This is a genomic window from Wenzhouxiangella marina (assembly GCF_001187785.1).
GTDB classification, from domain to species: Bacteria; Pseudomonadota; Gammaproteobacteria; order Xanthomonadales; family Wenzhouxiangellaceae; genus Wenzhouxiangella; species Wenzhouxiangella marina.
Genome location: NZ_CP012154.1, coordinates 1,243,742 through 1,262,089, shown reverse-complemented (window position 1 = coordinate 1,262,089; position 18,348 = coordinate 1,243,742). Strand labels below are relative to the sequence as shown.

14 protein-coding genes and 1 tRNA gene are annotated in these 18,348 nt (G+C 66.1%); 2 read left to right on the top strand and 13 right to left on the bottom strand.

Going from position 1 to position 18,348, the window contains the following annotated elements:
• Nucleotides 1-232: 232 nt before the first annotated feature.
• A complete protein-coding gene (locus WM2015_RS05365; protein ID WP_049725081.1) occupies nucleotides 233-2,683 on the bottom strand; it encodes a bifunctional serine/threonine-protein kinase/formylglycine-generating enzyme family protein in 2,451 nt (816 codons plus the stop codon).
• Nucleotides 2,684-2,863: 180 nt separating this feature from the next.
• The gene (locus tag WM2015_RS05360; RefSeq protein ID WP_049725080.1) at nucleotides 2,864-3,415 is read right to left on the bottom strand and encodes a transglycosylase SLT domain-containing protein; all 552 of its coding nucleotides are present in this window, start codon (nucleotides 3,413-3,415) and stop codon (nucleotides 2,864-2,866) included.
• 174 nt (nucleotides 3,416-3,589) lie between these two features.
• On the opposite strand from WM2015_RS05360, the gene WM2015_RS05355 reads away from it, so the two are divergent.
• Entirely contained in the window at nucleotides 3,590-5,947 is a 2,358-nt protein-coding gene (locus WM2015_RS05355) for a Tex family protein (RefSeq protein WP_049725079.1), read from the top strand.
• 264 nt (nucleotides 5,948-6,211) lie between these two features.
• Here WM2015_RS05355 and hepT read toward each other — a convergent pair whose 3' ends face one another.
• From hepT to WM2015_RS05315, 8 genes are all read right to left on the bottom strand, one after another.
• Nucleotides 6,212-6,619: a type VII toxin-antitoxin system HepT family RNase toxin gene (gene hepT / locus WM2015_RS05350; protein WP_245609810.1), complete on the bottom strand. Its 408-nt coding sequence runs from the start codon at nucleotides 6,617-6,619 to the stop codon at nucleotides 6,212-6,214.
• Nucleotides 6,612-7,010, bottom strand: coding sequence for a type VII toxin-antitoxin system MntA family adenylyltransferase antitoxin (gene mntA / locus WM2015_RS05345; RefSeq protein WP_049725077.1), 399 nt, complete (start codon nucleotides 7,008-7,010; stop codon nucleotides 6,612-6,614). The genes hepT and mntA overlap by 8 nt, the downstream gene beginning before the upstream one ends.
• A gap of 55 nt (nucleotides 7,011-7,065) precedes the next feature.
• Nucleotides 7,066-8,208, bottom strand: a complete 1,143-nt coding sequence (locus WM2015_RS05340) for a LysM peptidoglycan-binding domain-containing protein (RefSeq protein WP_169751102.1) — start codon at nucleotides 8,206-8,208, stop codon at nucleotides 7,066-7,068.
• Between the two features lie 170 nt (nucleotides 8,209-8,378).
• Entirely contained in the window at nucleotides 8,379-10,625 is a 2,247-nt protein-coding gene (gene parC, locus WM2015_RS05335) for a DNA topoisomerase IV subunit A (RefSeq protein WP_049725075.1), read from the bottom strand.
• A 75-nt stretch (nucleotides 10,626-10,700) separates the two neighbouring features.
• On the bottom strand, nucleotides 10,701-11,288 hold the full coding sequence (locus WM2015_RS05330; protein ID WP_049725074.1) for a BLUF domain-containing protein: 588 nt from the start codon (nucleotides 11,286-11,288) through the stop codon (nucleotides 10,701-10,703).
• 101 nt (nucleotides 11,289-11,389) lie between these two features.
• Complete coding sequence (locus tag WM2015_RS05325; protein WP_049725073.1) at nucleotides 11,390-12,208, bottom strand: class I SAM-dependent methyltransferase; 819 nt, start codon at nucleotides 12,206-12,208, stop codon at nucleotides 11,390-11,392.
• On the bottom strand, nucleotides 12,205-12,900 hold the full coding sequence (gene trmB / locus WM2015_RS05320) for a tRNA (guanine(46)-N(7))-methyltransferase TrmB (RefSeq protein ID WP_049725072.1): 696 nt from the start codon (nucleotides 12,898-12,900) through the stop codon (nucleotides 12,205-12,207). Before trmB ends, WM2015_RS05325 begins: the two co-directional genes overlap by 4 nt.
• A 9-nt stretch (nucleotides 12,901-12,909) precedes the next feature.
• A tRNA-Lys gene (locus tag WM2015_RS05315) sits at nucleotides 12,910-12,984 on the bottom strand.
• 198 nt (nucleotides 12,985-13,182) lie between these two features.
• Here WM2015_RS05315 and WM2015_RS05310 point away from each other — a divergent pair.
• Nucleotides 13,183-15,477: a choice-of-anchor Q domain-containing protein gene (locus tag WM2015_RS05310; protein WP_049725071.1), complete on the top strand. Its 2,295-nt coding sequence runs from the start codon at nucleotides 13,183-13,185 to the stop codon at nucleotides 15,475-15,477.
• A 6-nt stretch (nucleotides 15,478-15,483) separates the two neighbouring features.
• Here the strand turns inward: WM2015_RS05310 and mazG are convergent, their stop codons facing one another.
• From mazG to WM2015_RS05295, 3 genes are read right to left on the bottom strand one after another with little or no spacing between them, the layout of a single operon-like run.
• On the bottom strand, nucleotides 15,484-16,278 hold the full coding sequence (gene mazG, locus WM2015_RS05305) for a nucleoside triphosphate pyrophosphohydrolase (RefSeq protein ID WP_049725070.1): 795 nt from the start codon (nucleotides 16,276-16,278) through the stop codon (nucleotides 15,484-15,486).
• Nucleotides 16,279-16,294: 16 nt separating this feature from the next.
• A complete protein-coding gene (locus WM2015_RS05300; protein WP_156200888.1) occupies nucleotides 16,295-17,662 on the bottom strand; it encodes an ATP-binding protein in 1,368 nt (455 codons plus the stop codon).
• 5 nt (nucleotides 17,663-17,667) lie between these two features.
• Nucleotides 17,668-18,345 (bottom strand): response regulator transcription factor, encoded by a 678-nt coding sequence (locus tag WM2015_RS05295; protein WP_049725068.1) that lies wholly within the window; start codon nucleotides 18,343-18,345, stop codon nucleotides 17,668-17,670.
• Between the last annotated feature and the right edge of the window lie 3 nt (nucleotides 18,346-18,348).

Genomic DNA, 18,348 nt, shown 5'->3' with positions numbered 1-18,348 from the left:
GTGCAAAAGACCTTATGCCCACCAGGAGGCCTTCGCTCGCCGTCACCCGACACTGATCAAACGCAAACATCGTTACCGAGTTTGGGGCGCCACGCAAATCTGTCAGCTTCGGCAAGCGCATCGGTCTTCAGTCGCCTGTCAGCCGGTCCAAGTCGAACCCGCCGCGCCGATGGGGCTGCGCCCCCATGCCCCCGCATCGCTACCGCGATGCCAAAGGGTAAAAGAACAAAGGTCAAAGCGTTACGGACCTGGCAGGACGGAAGCCCGTGGAGCCCCGGTTGTCGCGGGGGGCCCCGTAGCGGTTGGCCGAACGCAGGCCCTGGTCGAGGATGAACCAGGAACCACCGCGCAGCACCGCACGGCCGCAATCTCCAGACATCCAGGCACGACCATCGCTCGGCGCTCCGCGATAGCTCTCGTTCCAGCAGTCCGCACCCCATTCCAATACGTTACCCGTGACATCATGAAGGCCGAAGGCATTGGAACGGTAGCTCCCCACCGGGGCCATAAAGACCTGGTTGTCCGTGCAGCCCACCGCAATCGAAGCCCAATTAGAAAGCGTACTCCGGATGGCCGTCCGGTCCAGCACGTTGCCGTGGCCGCAGGCGCCGTCAGCGCTGCCGCCCCAGGGAAAAGTCGTGCGGCTGCCCGCGCGCAAGACATACTCCTGCTCCGCTTCGCTCGGCAGACGGTAGTCCTCGCCGGTCTGTTCGCTCAGCCAGGTCACGTAGGCCTGGGCGTCGTTCCAGCTCAGGCAGGTGGCCGGGTGTTCCTCTCCCTGACTGAAACCCGGGTTGCGCCAGCTCGTATCCGGCGTAAAGCCAAAATCGGTGCCGCCCTGGTAGGCAAAACATCCCTCGTTGCCGCCCGCGTTTCTCTCCGCATCGGTCCGGTAGCCCGTGGCCTCGACAAAACGACGGAACTCGGCCACCGTCACCTCGGTTTTAGCCAGGGCGAAGGCCGCAATATCCACCTGCCGCTGGGGACCCTCGTTGTCCTGGCGATCCGCCTCGCCCGCCGGGCTGCCCATCGTGAACTCACCGGCTGGAATCACCACCATCTCGGGGCAGTCGGGGCAGTCTCGGAACGTCTCGCCCGGCTGCGGAGTCGCCCCCACAGCCTCAGTCTCCAAGGCAGCAAGTCGTTCTCGTGCCGTCCGGACAGCGCGCGAATCGGGCCAGACCTCGATAAAGTCCTCGTAGGCCTCAACCGTGTCCTCGTCCTGCGCCAGCTGCCAGGCCTCCTCGGCTGCTGCATCGGAGATCTGCCCTTCTCTCCACTGGACCACGCCGTAGCCGCCGGCGCCGAGCACCAGTACAACGACCAGCACCGCGACGACGCCACGTAAGGGGAGCGGGCGGCTTGCCTTGTCCTGGTTCTTGTTACTGAGCCTCGCTCTTTGGTCAGCATAGGAATGCTGTGAGCCCAGACCCAGTTCGGACACGAGCTCATCCATCAGCGCCTGCAGCTTCTCGCGATCCCAGCCGACGGCGCTGGCCGCCGCATCGAGGCTCTCCATGGCGCGGGCGTCCAGGGCGCCCTTGCGGGCCTGAATGCGTTGAGTCAAGGTGGCGACCACGCGTGACTTGGCAGCCAGGGTCCGATCGGCCTTGACCACTTCGTCAATCAAACGATCAAGGTCGGTCTCGCCCAGGTCCGCAATCGAGGCCAGGGCGAGTAGACCTTCGCGATCGTGCGGGGGGATGCGGCCATGCTCGCCAACCACTTCGGCAATGCGCGCGCGCAGGGGTTTGAGTTCGTCTCGGACCTCGGCCTCGCCACCGCCGGCCCAGGTGCCCGTGTCGCTTTCACTGCCTGCCTGTCCCACCGAGGCTTTCGCCTTCTGGAAACGCGCCAGGGCTGCCGCCGCATCGGCAGGCCGCTCGGCCTTGACCTGGGCCAGGAAGGCCAGCAGGACGTCGTTCATCGCCTGGCCGAGCTGTGGCACGGCCACGTTGGGGTCGGCGAAGCGGCCCACGGGCAGCTTGCCGGTGAGCATGCGGTAGGCGACGACGCCCACGGAGTAAATGTCGGCGCGCGCGTCGACGTGCTTGGCGCTCTCGCGTTGCTCGGGAGCCATGTAGTTGCGGCTGCCGATACCTAGTTGAGAGACCGTCGAGTGCTGCCCGTCAGGGGCCTTGGCGATGCCGAAGTCGACGATGCGGATCTGACCGGACTCGGAGAACATCAGGTTCGAGGGCTTGATGTCGCGGTGGATCAGGCCTTTCGAATGTGCCGCTGCCAGGCCGGTCAGCAGCTGCTCCAGGACCTCGATGCTCCGATCCAGCGGAAGTGCCCGGGGGCGCTGGGCCTCTGGCAGTTCCTCGAGGGCATTGACGTCGAAGACATCCTTGCCCAGCTCCTCAGCCAGGGAGCCTGGCAGATAGGGCATGACGTAGTAGGGTGCGCCGTCCTCGGTCTCGCCGTATTCGAGGACGTTGACGATGTTGGGCTCTTCATCGAGGGTGGCCAAGATCTTCGCTTCGTTCAGGAAGCGCGCGCGCAAGATCTCCAGGCCTTCCTCGTCGGAGCTGGTCGCAAAGGCGATCAGGTTCTCGTCCTTGGGCTTGAAGACCTTGATCGCCACCTGGCGACCGATCTGCGGGTCTTCGCCGAGGAAGACCTCGCCGAAGCCACCGCCGCCAAGGCGTTTGAGGATGGTGTAGCGTCCGATCTGGTTCATGCTGTCCCCTGGATTGACACGGGATCTTGACCGCCGATCAGCGGCCACTCAAGTGTCATTGGCTGTGATGCTGGCGTGCCCGGCGGGCCGGAGAGAACCGGTGCCAGACCAAGCGAACGCCAAGTCCCTATGCCGGATAAATTTATCACCAAGCGGCCACCGGTTCCAAAGTGCTTGGCCTCAGTGCCGGATGCGGCGCCAGGGACGAGACCATGGAGTGTGGCGATGCGGTGCTGAATGCGCCGAGCGCGGGCCGAAGTCATCGAGGTCGAGGGGGTCGCGAAAGGCTCGGACCGGGCCACTTGGCATCGACGGCCAGCGGCTTGTACGGAACACCTGCTGAACCCAGGCCCGGGTGCGGGCATCCATCGACTGTCGGCCGGACCGGTATACGCCGAGGGCGCGCTCCCAGTCGCCGAACTGTTCGAGGAGACGGGCCAGGAGATCGAGCCCTGCGTCCACATTGTGCTCGGGATCGAAGAGGCTGGCCGCAGGGCAGTCGAGGTGATCACCGAGTAGTTCCGGGCGGACGCCCAGAACGCCGAGGCGCCCGGCTGCATCCTGATGGTGGGCGCGGCAGTCCGAGCTCAGACGAGCGATGGCCACGGCGTAGGCGGGCTCGATGTCGTGCTCGAGGGCGGCGGCTTCGATGCGCGCCAGGCGCTCGGGCGTGCACTGTGCCCAGAGCGGGCTGGCCAGGCAGATCAGGAAGATGAACGCTGCGCGTCGCATGGGGGCTCTCCTTGTTGAGGTGGTTTCATCGCTGGCCATGGTGGGATCAGCACGGTTTTTTGCCGCCAATCGCAGAATCGGTGCTGGAACGGACCTTCCCCAGGCTGTCAAGATGGTTCTGCTCGGATGGATTGGGGATAATCCGGCGCTGCGCTCTCAACCACGCCACTGCCCATGACCGACCGCACTGCTCGCTCCATCGCCCGCCGAATTGCCGACGACATCGACGCCCGTGAAGCCCAGGTGGACGCCGCCGTCCAGCTGCTGGACGAAGGGGCCACCGTGCCCTTTATCGCCCGGTATCGAAAGGAAGTGACCGGTGGGCTCGATGACACGCAGCTGCGAACCCTCGAGACACGCCTGAGCTATCTGCGCGAGTTGGAGGACCGGCGCGCGACGGTGCTGGCGAGCATCGAGGAGCAGGGGAAGCTGACCGACGAGTTGAAGTCTGCGATCGAGCAGGCGGACACGAAGGCGCGGCTGGAGGACCTCTACCTGCCCTACAAGCCGAAGCGGCGCACGAAAGCGCAGATCGCACGGGAAGCCGGGCTGGAACCGCTGCTCGATCAGCTGCTGAGCGATCCCTCGCTTGCGCCCGAGGATGCCGCTGGCGCCTTCCTGAACCCCGAGCACAAGATCGAATCCGCCAGCGATGCCCTGGATGGGGCCCGGCAGATCCTGATCGAGCGGGCTGGCGAGCAGGCCGATCTGGTCGGCGAGTTGCGCGACTGGTACGGTGCCTGCGCCCAGCTCGAGACCCGGGTGATGAAGGGCAAGGAGCAGGAAGGCCGCAAGTACCAGGACTACTTCGAGTATTCCGAGCCCCTGGTCAAGGCGCCGTCGCATCGCTTGCTGGCGATTCTGCGCGGGCGCAACGAGGGCGTGCTGTCGCTGCAGCTGGAGCCCGGCAACGACCCGGAACAGGGCCATGCCCAGGCGATCGGCCGTGTCGCGCATCATCTGGGCATTGCCGATCAGGGTCGGCCCGCTGACCGCTGGCTGCTGGACGGCTGCCGCCTGGCCTGGAAGGCGCGGCTGCAGATGAACCTGCAGGTGGAGCTGATGGTGGCCGCGCGCGAGCGCGCCGAGGCCGAGGCGATCCGCGTGTTCGGCGACAACCTGGGCGATCTGCTGCTGGCCGCACCCGCCGGGGCGCGCACGGTGCTGGGACTGGACCCCGGCCTGCGCACGGGCATCAAGGCGGTGGTGATCGACGCGACCGGCAAGCTCCTCGATACGGCGACGCTCTATCCCCTGCCGCCGCGCAATCAGCGCCGCGAGGCGACCGAGGTGCTGGGCCGTCTGTGCAGGCAGCACGGCGTGGAGCTGATCGCCATCGGCAACGGCACCGCTTCAAGAGAGACCGATCAGTTCGTGGCCGGGGCGCTCAAGGACCTGCAGCTGCGAGGCATCCAGAGCCTGGTGGTGAGTGAGTCGGGCGCTTCCGTGTATTCCGCCTCGGAGCTGGCGGCGCAGGAGTTTCCGAACCTGGACGTGAGCCTGCGCGGCGCGGTCTCGATCGCCCGACGCCTGCAGGATCCGCTCGCCGAGCTGGTCAAGATCGAGCCGAAGGCCATCGGCGTCGGCCAGTATCAGCACGATGTGGAGCAGCACCGCCTGGCAAAGGCCCTCGACGCCAAGGTCGAGGACTGCGTGAATGCCGTGGGCGTGCACGTCAACACGGCCTCGGCCGCCCTGCTCGCTCGCGTGGCCGGACTGAACGCCACGGTGGCCGAGAACATCGTCGCGCATCGCGATCAGCATGGCGCCTTCGCGCGTCGACTCGACCTGAAGAAGGTCCCTCGCCTGGGTGACAAGACCTTCGAGCAGGCGGCCGGCTTTCTGCGCATCGCCGACGGAAAGGACCCGCTCGACGCCTCGGCGGTCCACCCGGAAGCCTACCCGGTGGTCAAGCGCATCCTCGAGCGGCTCGGAAAGCCGGTGACCGAGGTCATCGGGCAGACCTCGACCCTGCGCGCCCTCAACGCCGAGGAGTTCACCGACGAGCGCTTCGGCCTGCCGACGGTGCGCGACATCCTGAAAGAGCTGGAAAAACCCGGCCGCGATCCACGCCCGGAGTTCAAGACGGCGAAGTTCACGGAAGGCGTGGAAACGATCGGCGACCTGAAGCCCGGCATGATCCTCGAAGGCACGGTCAGCAACGTCGCCGCCTTTGGTGCCTTCGTCGATCTGGGCGTGCATCAAGACGGGCTGGTCCACATCAGCGCCATGAGCCATCAGTTCGTCAAGGATCCCCGAACGGTGGTCAAGACCGGTCAGGTGGTGAAGGTCAAGGTGATGGACGTCGATCTGCATCGCAAGCGCATCGCACTGAGCCTGCGCCTGGACGACCCGCTGCCGGGCGAGGAAGGTAGCGAGACCCGAAGCGAAGCACCACGCAAGGCCGGCCCTCGCAAGCCGAGCCAGGGGCAGCGCAAGGGCCAGCCGACCGGTCAGCGGGAATCGAAGGATTCGCCGTCCCGCGAGGGCAGCCTCGCCGCCGCCTTTGCCAAGGCCCGGCGCGGCTACTAGTCCCACCGTAAGTATTGCCACATTCAGGGCTCCGGACGGATTCGCCTGCAAGGCAAAGTGCCGAAGGCATAGTCAGTCTACGTCAAGGCACTTTAACGCCGCAGGCGGACTCGTCCGGAGCACCCGCAGGGCTTGCCTCTCAGCGCCCGTGGACTGCGTTGTTGGTGCTCAACGTAGGCCCGGCTACGCACTTCGCACCAACGCCTTGCCACGAGCGCTGAGAGACAAGCTGAATGAGGCAATACTTACGGTGGGACTAGTAGCCTAGCCGCGCTTCAGCAAGCTGGCACTGTAGTCCAGGAATTCCTCGAGGTGGCCTTCGATGATGGCGATCACGATGGGGATCTGCAGTCGCTGATATTCGTGAACGGCGATATTTCGGAAACCGACCATTCGCTTCATGGCGTCGGCGAGGGAGGGCGAAATGACCGACGATCCGGCCAGCACGTCGAACACGTCGCGTGAACTCTGGGGCACGCCAAGACGATCGCGGCGAATCAGGTAATGCCCGAGATCCAGCGCCGCTTCGCAGGCGCGCTGGATATTGAGTATCGCGGCATCCTGTCGCGTGACGTTGACGGCGAACTGCTCGGGATCCCCGTCAAACTCTTCTCGGGCACGGGCCACGCAGCGCTCGATCGTCGCCGACTTGTTGATCAGGACATCATCCACCGTGCACCCTACCCTCGCGGTGAATCCGCTCCAGGAGCGCCTGGCGATCAACATCAAGATCGAACTTGTCGTTGAGCACGGTCGCTTCGAAGAGATCGGCTCGCGAGTCTGCAGCCCACAAGCGTTCGCCCGTGGTCAGGATCTGATGCTGCATGACCGTCGAGGCCGTCCGCAGATCGACCAGATCCACGTCCATATTCAACCTCGAGGCCAGCGCACTGGCCACAGCCCACAAACGCCTTGCGTCGAACGGCCGCTCGCCGAGCACTGCAAGATCGAGATCACTGTCGGGCCGGGACTGTTGCGCGGCGCGACTGCCGAAGGCATGAATCGCGATCACGCCCGGCAATTCGACCTGCAGGCGCTCGATGATGAGATCGGAATTGCGCATGTCGGCAAGCTTACCATCGCAAAGCGAAAACGCCCCGGCCAAGGGCGCCTGACGCTCAGTCCAGCTCCTGGAGCCGCTCGCGCAGCGCCAGGGCGCGCTCCAGATAGACGCGGGCGGGTTCGAAGTCGGGGTCGAGTTCGCCGACCTGCTGCCAGAGTTCGATGGCATCGTCCAGGGCCTGGTCCCGGTAGTGGATCAGGGCCTGATCGTGCAGCTGGGCGACCAGCAGATCGCGGACGTTGCGGGATTCGCTCAGCAGGGCCTCGTTGTCGGGGTCGAGTTCCGCGGCTTGCTGGAACAAGGCCAGGGCGGGTTCGAGGCGGCCGGCACGACGCTCCTCGATGCCGTCGAGCATCAGCCGCTCGGCGGCCAGTCGGCGACGCGCCGGCTCGAGCAACGGCCTGGCGGCCGGAGACAGGATGGCGTCGACCTCGTCGAGCATGATCGAGGCTTCCTGCAGTTCCTGAGCTTCGGCGAGTTCTCCCGCCCGGACCAGCGCCGCGTCCACCAGCACGCGCTCTCCGTCGGAATCGAGATTGCCGGCGCTGGCGCCGGCCGACAGCAGGGCAATCGCCTGCTGGGCTCGACCGGCCTCGAGCAGGCGCGTGCCGGCCAGGGTCAGGCCCGCGCCCGGCGCCACGATCGGTGCGGCTTCGGGCTCGGCCATCATGGTCGGGGCCGCGTCGGCCTGCACCGGCTCGTCGACCGTCGGCTCGGCCTCGGTCCGACGAAGCGACTGGGGAATCTTCAGCTCGATCCCCGGCGCCATGCGGCGCGGAGAACGAATGCCGTTGTAGCGCGCCAGGGCGAAGAACTGCAGGGCATCGCCCAGTTCGCGCTGCGCGATCACCGACAGGGAATCGCCGCGCTGGACGACGACCGTGTCGAACTCCTCGCCCATCAGCTCGACGGGATCGCTCTGGAGCTGTTCCAGAAAGCGCAGCGCCAGGCGGCTGCCCGGGTTTTCGTCGATGATGCTCAGCAGGGCCGTCTCGGCTTCATCGAGCTGGCCCTGATCGAGGAAATCGATGACCTGTTGCATGGTGGCCGGCGGCAGCGCACGCGGCGGTTCGCGCTCGGCCAGGGGTTCGGCGGGCACTTCGGCCACTGCCGGCGCTTCCTCCTCCTCGTCGTTCAATCGAAGGTTTTCCATCAGCTGACAGGCCGACAGGAAGAACACCAGTGCAAGCACCCCCATGCTGCGCATCAATCGAATTGCGGCCCCCGCTCGCTGCCAACGTCGTGGACTGCTGGAATGCTTCATTGGACTCCCGAATTGGATGGTTGGCGAGCAGCGCCCGCCGTCGATCATCGACTGCCGATCATACCGAATGCGCTGCCTCGACGATAGCCGAAGACAGCTGGCGCTCAATCCGCCAGGGTCAGGCGCGAGACCTTCTGGAAGCCTCTCGGCAGCTTGCGGCCTCGCTGGGCGCGCTCGCCCCAGTAGTTCTCCGTGTCCGACCAGCTCAGGCGCAGATAGCGCTGACCGGCCCAGACCAGACAGTCCTGACCTGCGGCGATGGCAATGGCGCCGGCCACCTTCTCGCCGGCCTTGCGGGCCTTGGGCGGGATATTGATCAGCTTGTTGCCCTTGCCGCGCGCCAGTTCGGGCAGCTCGTTCAGGTAGTAGGCCAGCAGATAGCCTTCGGTCGTGGCGCAGATCAGCACGCCCTCCTCGCTGTCGGCCACCGGTGCGATCGGCAGCACGTCATGCCCGGCGGGCACGTTGAGGATCTGCTTGCCGGCCTTGTTGCGCGAATGCAGATTCTCCAGCTGGGTCACAAAGCCGTAGCCCGCATCGGAGGCCAGCACGACGCGAGCCTCGGGCGGACCGATCGCCAGGCTGCGGAAGATCGCTCCATCGGGCGGTGAGAAGCGCCCCGTCAGGGGCTCGCCCAGGCTGCGCGCCGAAGGCAGTTCATGCGCCACCAGGGAGTAGCTGCGGCCGGTGGAATCGAGGAAGCAGGCGGTCTGATTGCTGCGCCCCCGCGCCGAGGCCAGGTACTCGTCCCCGGCCCGGTAATTGAGGTCTTCGGCCTTGATCTCGTGGCCCTTGGCGGCCCGAACCCAGCCATTCTCGCTGAGCACGACCGTGACGGGCTCGGAGGGCACCAGGTCGGTTTCCTTGAAGGCCTGGGCAGCCTGGCGCTCGACGATCCGGCAGCGGCGCTCGTCGCCGTATTGCTCCGCATCGGCCAGCAGCTCGTTCCGGATCAGTCGCGTCAGCTTCGCCCGAGAGCCAAGCGTGGCCTCGAGGTCCTTGCGTTCGGCCTCGAGCTCGTCCTTCTCGCCCTGGATCTTGAACTCCTCGAGCTTCGCCAGGTGGCGCAGTTTCAACTCGAGGATCGCCTCGGCCTGGGTCCCGGTCAGGCCGAAGCGCTCCATCAGGACGGGCTTGGGCTCGTCCTCGGTGCGGATGATGTGGATCACCTCGTCGATATTGAGATAGGCGATCAACAGGCCATCGAGGATGTGCAGGCGATCGACCACCTGATCCAGGCGGTGTTCCAGGCGTCGGGTGACGGTCGCTCGCCGGTAGTCCAGCCACTCGGCCAGCAACTCCTTGAGGTTGCGCACGCCCGGCTTGCCATCGTTGCCGATGACGTTGAAGTTGATGCGAGTGGACTTCTCCAGATCCGTCGTGGCGAAGAGGTGGTCCATCAGGCCATCGAGATCAACGCGGTTGCTGCGCGGCACGATCACCAGGCGCGTCGGATGTTCATGGTCCGACTCGTCGCGAAGATCGGCCACCAGGGGCAGCTTCTTGGCCTGCATCTGGGCCGCGATCTGCTCCAGCACCTTGGCCGGCGAGACCTGGTGCGGCAGGGCGGTGACGATCACTTCCTCGCCCTCGCGCTCCCAGACCGCGCGCTGGCGCACGTTGCCATGCCCGGTCTCGTAGATCTGCAACAGGTCCTCACGCGAGGAGATGATCTCGCCACCGGTCGGAAAGTCCGGGCCCAGGACGTGCTCGCAGAGTTCGGCGACGTTGGTCTTCGGTGCTTCCAGGAGGCGGACGCAGGCGCTGACCACCTCGCGGAGATTGTGCGGCGGGATGTCCGTGGCCATGCCGACGGCGATGCCCTGGCCACCGTTGAGCAGCAGGTTCGGCAGCCGCGCCGGCAGCAGCTTGGGCTCCTTCAGGGAGCCGTCGAAATTCGGAACCCAATCGACCGTGCCCTGCCCCAGCTCGGCCAGCAGAACGCGTGCATAGGGCGCCAGACGGGACTCCGTGTAGCGCATGGCGGCGAAGGACTTGGGATCGTCGGGCGAGCCGAAATTGCCCTGCCCGTCCACCAGCGGGTAGCGATAGGAAAAGGGCTGGGCCATCAGCACCATGGCCTCGTAGCAGGCCGAGTCCCCGTGCGGATGGAACTTGCCGATTACGTCGCCGACGGTGCGTGCCGACTTCTTGTGCTTGGAAGCCGCCGACAGGCCGAGCTCGCTCATCGCATAGATGATGCGACGCTGCACCGGCTTGAGGCCGTCGCCGATGTGCGGCAAGGCCCGATCCAGCACCACGTACATGGCGTAGTCGAGGTAGGCGCGTTCGGCGTAGGTCTTGAGGGGGACCTGCTCGAAGTCCCCACGAAGGATTTTGGCGTCAGTCATGGACGCGCATTGTTACCCAGATCGGCGCGCTTGTCAGCCAATGGTCAGCCGATTGGCAGCTGGCGTTCAGAAACCTCAGCGGATCCCGATGGCCAGCACGACGATCACGGCCAGGGCCGCCATCACGGCCCCCATGCCGAGGTAGGCCAGCGGCAGGGTGTCCTCCCGGTCAGCCACCGACCCGGCAGGTTCGGGCGCGGGCCTGGAACCCCGGCCCTTGCTGGCGTGTTCGCTTTCGGTGGCCTGGCGCAGCACTTCGAGCATGCGCTCGGTCAGGTCAGCATCGAACTTGAAGGGGTCGAAGGTCTTCAGGCCGGCCTTATCGAGCACCTGGCGAACCTCGCGATCCACGGACAGGTACTTCATGGCCCAGAGCTTGAAGCGTCGCTGCTCGACCGGACGTTTGACAAGCAAGGTCACGTCCCGGTGCCGGTCGTCTTCATGCAGACGCTCGTAGAGCGCCTCGACGGTCTCACGCTCGCCTTCCAGACACTGGAAGAAGTGATCGTCGCCGTAGCAGAGGACACCGCCGATCTGCCTCGGTCCGTTGTTACGGCGAGACTGGGTCAGGATGCGGGCCACGCCCGGTTCGACACCGCTGCGATCGCCGCTGGAGTTGAGGTTGGAACGGCTGGCATACACCAGCTGAATAAGGTCGGACATGACTGCACAGGAACTGGAAACTGTGCGAAAAGTCTAGCGGGGTTCGCCTCGCGCGAACGTGAAGGGCCCGGATGCCCCGGGCCCTCCATCGAAGCCGATGCTCAGCGCTTGACGAACTTCAGCGTGAAGCGATCGCTTTCACCGATGGCGCGGTACTGGTCCGCCGTTTCCTCACCGTCGCGCAGGGACGGCGGCAGGCTCCAGACGCCACTCGGATGATCGGCGGTATCGGCCGGATTGGCGTTGATTTCGGACGCTTCGACCAGACGGAAACCGTGGGACTCGGCCATGCCGACGATGTAGCTCTGCTTCAGGTAGCCACCGGCGCCCGTGCCTTCGCGATCTTCCGGCAGACGGTGCCCGACCACTCCCAGCACGCCGCCGCGCTTGAGCACCTCGCGCGCCGACTCGAACACGTCGGCGAGGATGCCATCGCCGTTCCAGCCGTGGACGTTGCGGAAGGTCAGCACCATGTCGGCCGAGCCGGGCTCGCCCAGGCTGGGCTTGCTCGGCGGATTGAAGGGAATGATCTCGATCTCGCCATAGGTCGCCTCATCGCCGAAGCGCTCGGTGAAGGCGGCGAAGCCCTGCACCGCATAGCCGGGCAGGTCTTCCTGTTCCATGTCCCAGTGCGCGGCCACGTACTGGCCTTCATCCTTCACGAAGGGTGCGATGACGCTGGTGTACCAGCCACCGCCAGGCGACAGCTCGATCACGGTCATCTCGGGGCTCAGGCCGAAGAAGCTCAGGGTCTCGGCCGGATGCCGGTGGGCGTTGCGTTCGATCCACTCGGCCGGACGGTGGTCGCCGCCGGCGATCTCGACCAGGCGCTCATCGACGCCATGGTCATCGGCCTGCACCAGGGCGCTCAGGCTCAGGGCGAGCATCGAACCGCTCAGAAACTTCAGGGACTGCTTCATGCGTTTGTCTCCAGTTGGACGGTCAATCGAAAGAGTTCATGCCCGGAGGCCGTGTACTTCGCCTCGAAGGGGCTGATCGGAAATTCGGGTCGGAACGATACCACTTCCGCTGCGTGGACACCGGCAAGGTCCAGGGCGCACCGGAACTCGAGCAGGTAGAGCTCGAAATTGCTGCGCAACTCCAGACGCCCGCCCAGGGCGAGCAGCTCGGGAAAGACCGGATGACCGTGCCAGCGCCGCTGCAGCTGGCCCGGCTTGGGCCAGGGGTTGGGATAGAGCAGATAGTGGGCATGGACAGCCCAGCCCGCCGACCGGGCCAGGCGCCAGACATCGGCCAGCTCGGCGCGCAGCAGGACGGCGTTGGTCGGCATGGCGGGCGCCTTGCCCAGGCGCTGCTCGGACTTGTCGATCCCCAGCACCAGGGCGTCGGGATGCCGCTCGGCCAGCTGCAGCGTGGAGCGACCGGTTCCGCAGCCGGAATCGAGCACCAGACGGTCGGCCGACTCGACGCGCGACCGAAGGGCATCGAAGGCCTGCTGCGAGTGGCGCCGGATGGGCTGCCGCCAGGCGTGGTCGAGGTGGCGCCGGACGACGCGATCCAGATCGGGATGCAGGCCGGATTGCGATGAGCGGGGGACGCGCGAGCCGCCGCCGCCAATGGAATTCCGACGATCTGGGACGCTGCGTTTCATCGAAGGAAATGGTGGGCCGTGAAGGATTCGAACCTTCGACCAAGAGGTTAAAAGCCTCCTGCTCTACCGCTGAGCTAACGGCCCCGCCGAAGAAGGGCGGCAATGATACCCGCAAAGCGCTCGGGGCTCAATACCCGGCCCTGCGTACGAAAAAATCCAGCCACGCTGGCAGACTGGCAACAGACTTCTCGTAAAGACAGGAATAGTGCGCGAATCCGGCCGCTCACGGCGGGCCGGAATCGCACCGTCCCGAGCCGAAGACCACCAAGAGAGGAGATCAGAATGTCCGAACGACGCCCCGCCCGCTCGATGAAGTACGCCCTCAAGCAATCGGTCCGACCGACGATCGCACCCCTGAGCGCGGCCATCGGCGGCGTGCTGGCCGCCGGCTCTCTGCAGGCCGCCACGATCACCGTGACGACCCTGCAGGATGGCTTCATCCCGGGAGAATGCACGCTACGCTCGGCGATCAACGCGGCCACGCTCAATGCCGCCTCCGACGCCTGCATCGCCGGCGCTGCCGGCGTGGATCGGATCGAATTCGATCCAGGCCTCAGCGGCACGATCAGCCTGCTGGCCGGCGAAAGCGGCTACTACGACGGCTCGACCCTGCCGATCGGCGAGAGCATCACCATCGACGGTGGCGATCGAATCACGGTCGAAGGCACCGGTGATGCCCCGGTCTTCTACGCCAAATACGATCCGGGCACCTGGGACACGGAGGTGACCCGCTTCGAGAACATCACGATCACCGGAGGTGGCGGCAATCGCGGGGGCGGCATCCTGTCCAGGGGCAGGGAGCTGCGTCTGTCCAACACCGATGTGGTCGGCAATTCCGCCGTCACGGCGGGCGGCGGAATCTGGCACAACCACCCGACCTCGGACATCAGCCGCTTCTACATCAGCGGCAATTCGACGATCGAATCCAATCAGACGACCGGTGCCAGCAGCCGCGGCGGCGGCATCTACGTCGGCGGCGAGTCGGCCACGGTGCAGATCAGTCAATCGACGATCGCCTACAACACCAGCTTCGGCAGCGGCGGCGGCATCGAGCGTCGGGTTTCCGTTGGCGGCCTGCGCTTCTACAACAGCGAGGTCTACAACAACACGGCCAAGTACGGCAATGGCGGCGGGGTCAACAGCATTTCCGAGGCCCCTGGCATCGGCACCAGCTTCTTCGCCCGCAACACCGAATTCCGCAACAACAACGCCAGCGAGAATGGCGGGGGCCTCGCGCTCTACGACACGGGCACCGGCATCAACAACTTCGGCCGATTCGTGTTCCGAGGCGCCACGCTGAGCGGTAACGTTGCCGGCAACGTCGGCGGGGGCGCCTGGCTCGTCCGCGGCGATGGCAGCGGCACGGCCGCCGATCCGGTCAACAGCGTGGTCTTCGAAGAGAACACCTACAGCAATCGGCGCAGCCTGATCACTGGCAACGAGTCGGCCACCTCCGCCGCCGGGATCTACATCTCGGTGGGCAACGCCACGGACGTGACCTTCACCGGCGTCGATATCGAGTACAACGTGGCCAATGACGGCAACGGGGCCGGCGCGGTGGTCTTTGCCGGCGACGCCGGCCTGGGCCTGTCCGACACCCGCTTCCAGAACAACACCGTGGCCGCTGGCGGTGCCGGGGGCGGCCTGTATGCGGCGATCAATGGCGGCGACTTCGCCGCCAGTCAGGTCAGCTTCATCGACAACGCCGCCCAGACCGGCGCCGGCGGCGCCCGTGTCAACAGCACGGGCGGCGAAATCGGATTCATCTATGCCGAGTTCCGCAACAACGACAGCGCGAGCTTCGGCGGCGGTCTGCAGATCTACGGCAACCCCAGCCAGGTCTCGATGGGCTATTCGGTCGTCAGCGGCAACAGCTCGGTCGATGGCGGCGGCGGCATGGACCTCTACGTTCCAGGCATCAGTAGCGGCCTGATGGAGATCAAGTACAGCGAGTTTTCCGAGAACAGCGCCGGCAACAGCGGCGGCGCGATCAGTCTGAACGCCGGCAGCGGCAGCCAGATGATCATCGAAAACTCGACGATCTCGACCAATAGCGCCAGCAACCTGGGGGGTGGACTCTACTCCAACGCGGGCGCGACGCTGGATCTCAAATACAGCACCGTGGCCAACAATTACGCGGGCAGCGAGGGCGGCGGACTCTTCACGGACATGAACAATGGCTGCCAGATCGACAACACCATCCTCGCCGGCAACACGGCCACCGCAGGCGCGGAGGGCCAGGACCTGCGCATCGCCGACGGCAGCACGGAATGCAACGCCGATCATTCACTGCTCTCGGGCAAGTACTCGGAGTTCACGAATGGCACGGGCAATATCCTGTTCCAGGACCCGCTGCTCGGTCCGCTGGCCGACAACGGTGGCCTGGGCGGCCGCACCCATGCGCTGCTCCAGGGCAGCCCCGCGATCGATGCGGGCAACGCGGGCGCGACGGTCGGCGACTACGACCAGCGCGGTGCGGGCTTCGATCGCATCTTTGGCGCCGGCCTGGACATGGGGGCCTACGAGCAGCAGGTGATCGTGGATTCGATCTTCAGCGATCGCTTCCAGACGCCCTGATCCCGGTCAGCTGCGAGGCTGCTTCTTGATCGCCTCGTAGAGCGCGTCCTGCTGTTCCAGGTCGAGCGCGGCCAGCTCCAGGCCGCGCTCGGCCGCCAGGGCCTCCATCGCCCGGAAGCGCTCCTCGAACTTGTGGTTCGAGCGACGCAGGGCGGCACCCGGGTCCACGTCGAGCTTGCGCGCCAGATTGGTGACCACGAACAGGAGGTCACCGATCTCTTCTTCCATGTTGTCCGCATCGCCCGCGGCGATGGCCTGCTCCAGCTCGCCGGCTTCCTCGCGCAGCTTGTCGAAGATCGGTGCCGAGTCGGGCCAGTCGAAGCCGACCTTCGCCGCGCGCTTCTGCAGCTTCACGGCCCGGCGCAGGGCGGGCAGCCCTCGGGAGACCCCGGCCAGGGCGCTGCCGTCCGTCTCGCCCTTGCGGGCGCGCTCTTCGGCCTTGATCCGCTCCCAGTTGGCGGTCTGCGCCTCGGCCGAATCGATCTGCTGATCACCGAAGACGTGGGGATGGCGCCGAATCAACTTCTCGGCGATCGCTTCGGCCACGTCGTCGAAGACGAAGGCACCCTGCTCTTCGGCCATGCGGGCGTGGAAGACCACCTGAAAGAGCAGATCGCCGAGTTCGTCCTTGAGATCGTCCAGGTCACCCCGTTCGATGGCTTCGGCCACTTCGTGCGCTTCTTCGATGGTGTAGGACGCGATCGAGCGAAAATCCTGCTCGATGTCCCACGGGCAGCCCCCGTCGGGATCGCGCAGGCGCGCCATGATCTCGATCAGACGAAGGATGGGCGTTTCACTCATTCGGTACTCCAGGAAGCTATCTGGGGGGAAATGCGATCCGGAGCGCCGCGCCACCCAGTGGCGAGTCGACCAGTTCGATGCGCCCGCCGTAGGCTTCGATCAACTGTCGGGCAATGGCCAGGCCGAGCCCCTGGCCCTCGCGTCGCTCGTCGCCGCGCACACCGCGCTGCAGCAGCGGCTCGAAGCGATGGCTTTCGATGCCGGGCCCATCGTCGGCGATCAGGATGACGACACCATCGGCGCGGGGTCCCGGTGCGCCGGGCTCCACCGAGACCTGCACCGTTCCGCCGCCGTACTTGGCGGCATTGTCCATCAGGTTACCGCAGAGCTCCATCAGATCGCGTTCGTCGATCCGAAGCGTCAGCGCCTCGTCGCCCTGCACTTCGAAGCTCACACCCTGGGCGGTATAGAGACGGCTCAAGGACTGTGCGAGTCGCTCGACGACCGCACGAACGGGCACCGGGGTGTTCAGGGTGCGTCGCGTGGAGCGCGCCGCACGCTCGAGCTGACGCCGGATAAGGTGCTCCATGTCGGTCAGGGCCTCATCCAGGCCTTCGCGATCGGCCGAGCCCTCCGTCTCCAGCCGCGTTCTGAGCACGGCCAGCGGGGTCTTCAGGGCATGGGCCAGGTCCGCCAGGGCCTGTCGATAGTGGGTGGCATTGTCCCGCTCGGTGGCCAGCAGGGCATTCAGGTTGGCGGTCAGCGGCTGAAGCTCCTTCGGGTAGGCACCGGTCAGTGCTTCACGTCGCCCCGCCTCGACCTCGCTGACTTCCTGGGCGACCCGGCGCAAGGGGCGCAGCAGGAGCACGAGTATCAGCACCTCGGCGGCGATCACCAGCACCGCCGCCAGGGCCAGCCAGCGGTACAGGTCCCCGCGAAAGGCGGCGACGCTGCGCCGATAGCGCTCCGGGTCTTCGGCGGCCCAGATGGTCAGATCGACGATGTTTCCATCGGGCTGCTCCCAGCCCAGGCCGATCGAGTAGGTGTACCAATCCGCGTCCTCGGCCGGCCCCAGGAAGGATTCGCTACTGCGGGGAATCAGTTCGGCGCCGGGCGGATCGACCAGCCCCGTCAGGGAGGCGGACTGCCAGCGCCCACTCGGCGTGATCACGCCCGCGTACAGGCCGGAACCTGGCCGTTCGAGGCGCGGCTCGGCCAGGGAATCGGCCACGCCGGGCGCGCCATCGGCGTCGATTTCCAGGGTGGAAAGGATCAGGAAGACGGTCGACTCCAGGCGCTCTTGCAGCGCGCTCCCGGCCGCGCCCCGATGGCCGCGGTCGACGGCCAGTGCGATCAACCCCAGGGCCACGCTCAAGGCCAGGCCGGCGGCCAGCAGCAGCCTGACGAGCATCGAGGCCGCAGGCCGACCGGCGCCCGAAGCCAAGAGCCTCAGTCCTTGCCGGCGCGGAAGCGGTAACCGCGGCCGCGCAGGGTCTCGATGGGCTGCCAGTCTCCGGCGGGGTCGAGCTTGCGGCGCAGCCGTCCGACCAGCACTTCGATCACGTTGCTGTCGGGATCGGCGTCCTCGTCGTACAGGTGATCGTTGAGCTCGAGCTTCGAGACGACCTGATCCGGATGCAGTGCGAAGTACTCCAGCACCTTGTACTCGAAGCTGGTCAGCTCGAGGGTCTGATCGTCCAGGCGAACGTCCTGACTGCTCAGGTTGATCTCCAGGGGCCCGAAGCGGACGATGGGCGACGCGTGTCCACCCGAGCGCCGCAGCAGGGCCTGAACGCGTGCCATGACCTCTTCGAGACGGAACGGTTTGGTGACGTAGTCGTCGGCACCGAGCTCCAGGGCCTGCACCTTGTCCTGCCAGTCCGAGCGCGCCGTGAGCACCAGAATCGGGAAGCGAAGTTCCCGCCGCCGCACCTCGCGAACGATGTCCATGCCACTGTGGCCCGGCAGGCCCAGATCGACGATGGCCAGATCGACGGGGTATTCGGTGGCGTAGTAGAGTCCTTCCGTGCCGTCGGCGCAGAGGTCCACGGCGAAGCCCTGCTTCTTCAGCGCGCGACCTAGCAGTTCACGCAGCTCCGTATCGTCTTCGATCACCAGCAGGCGCATGAG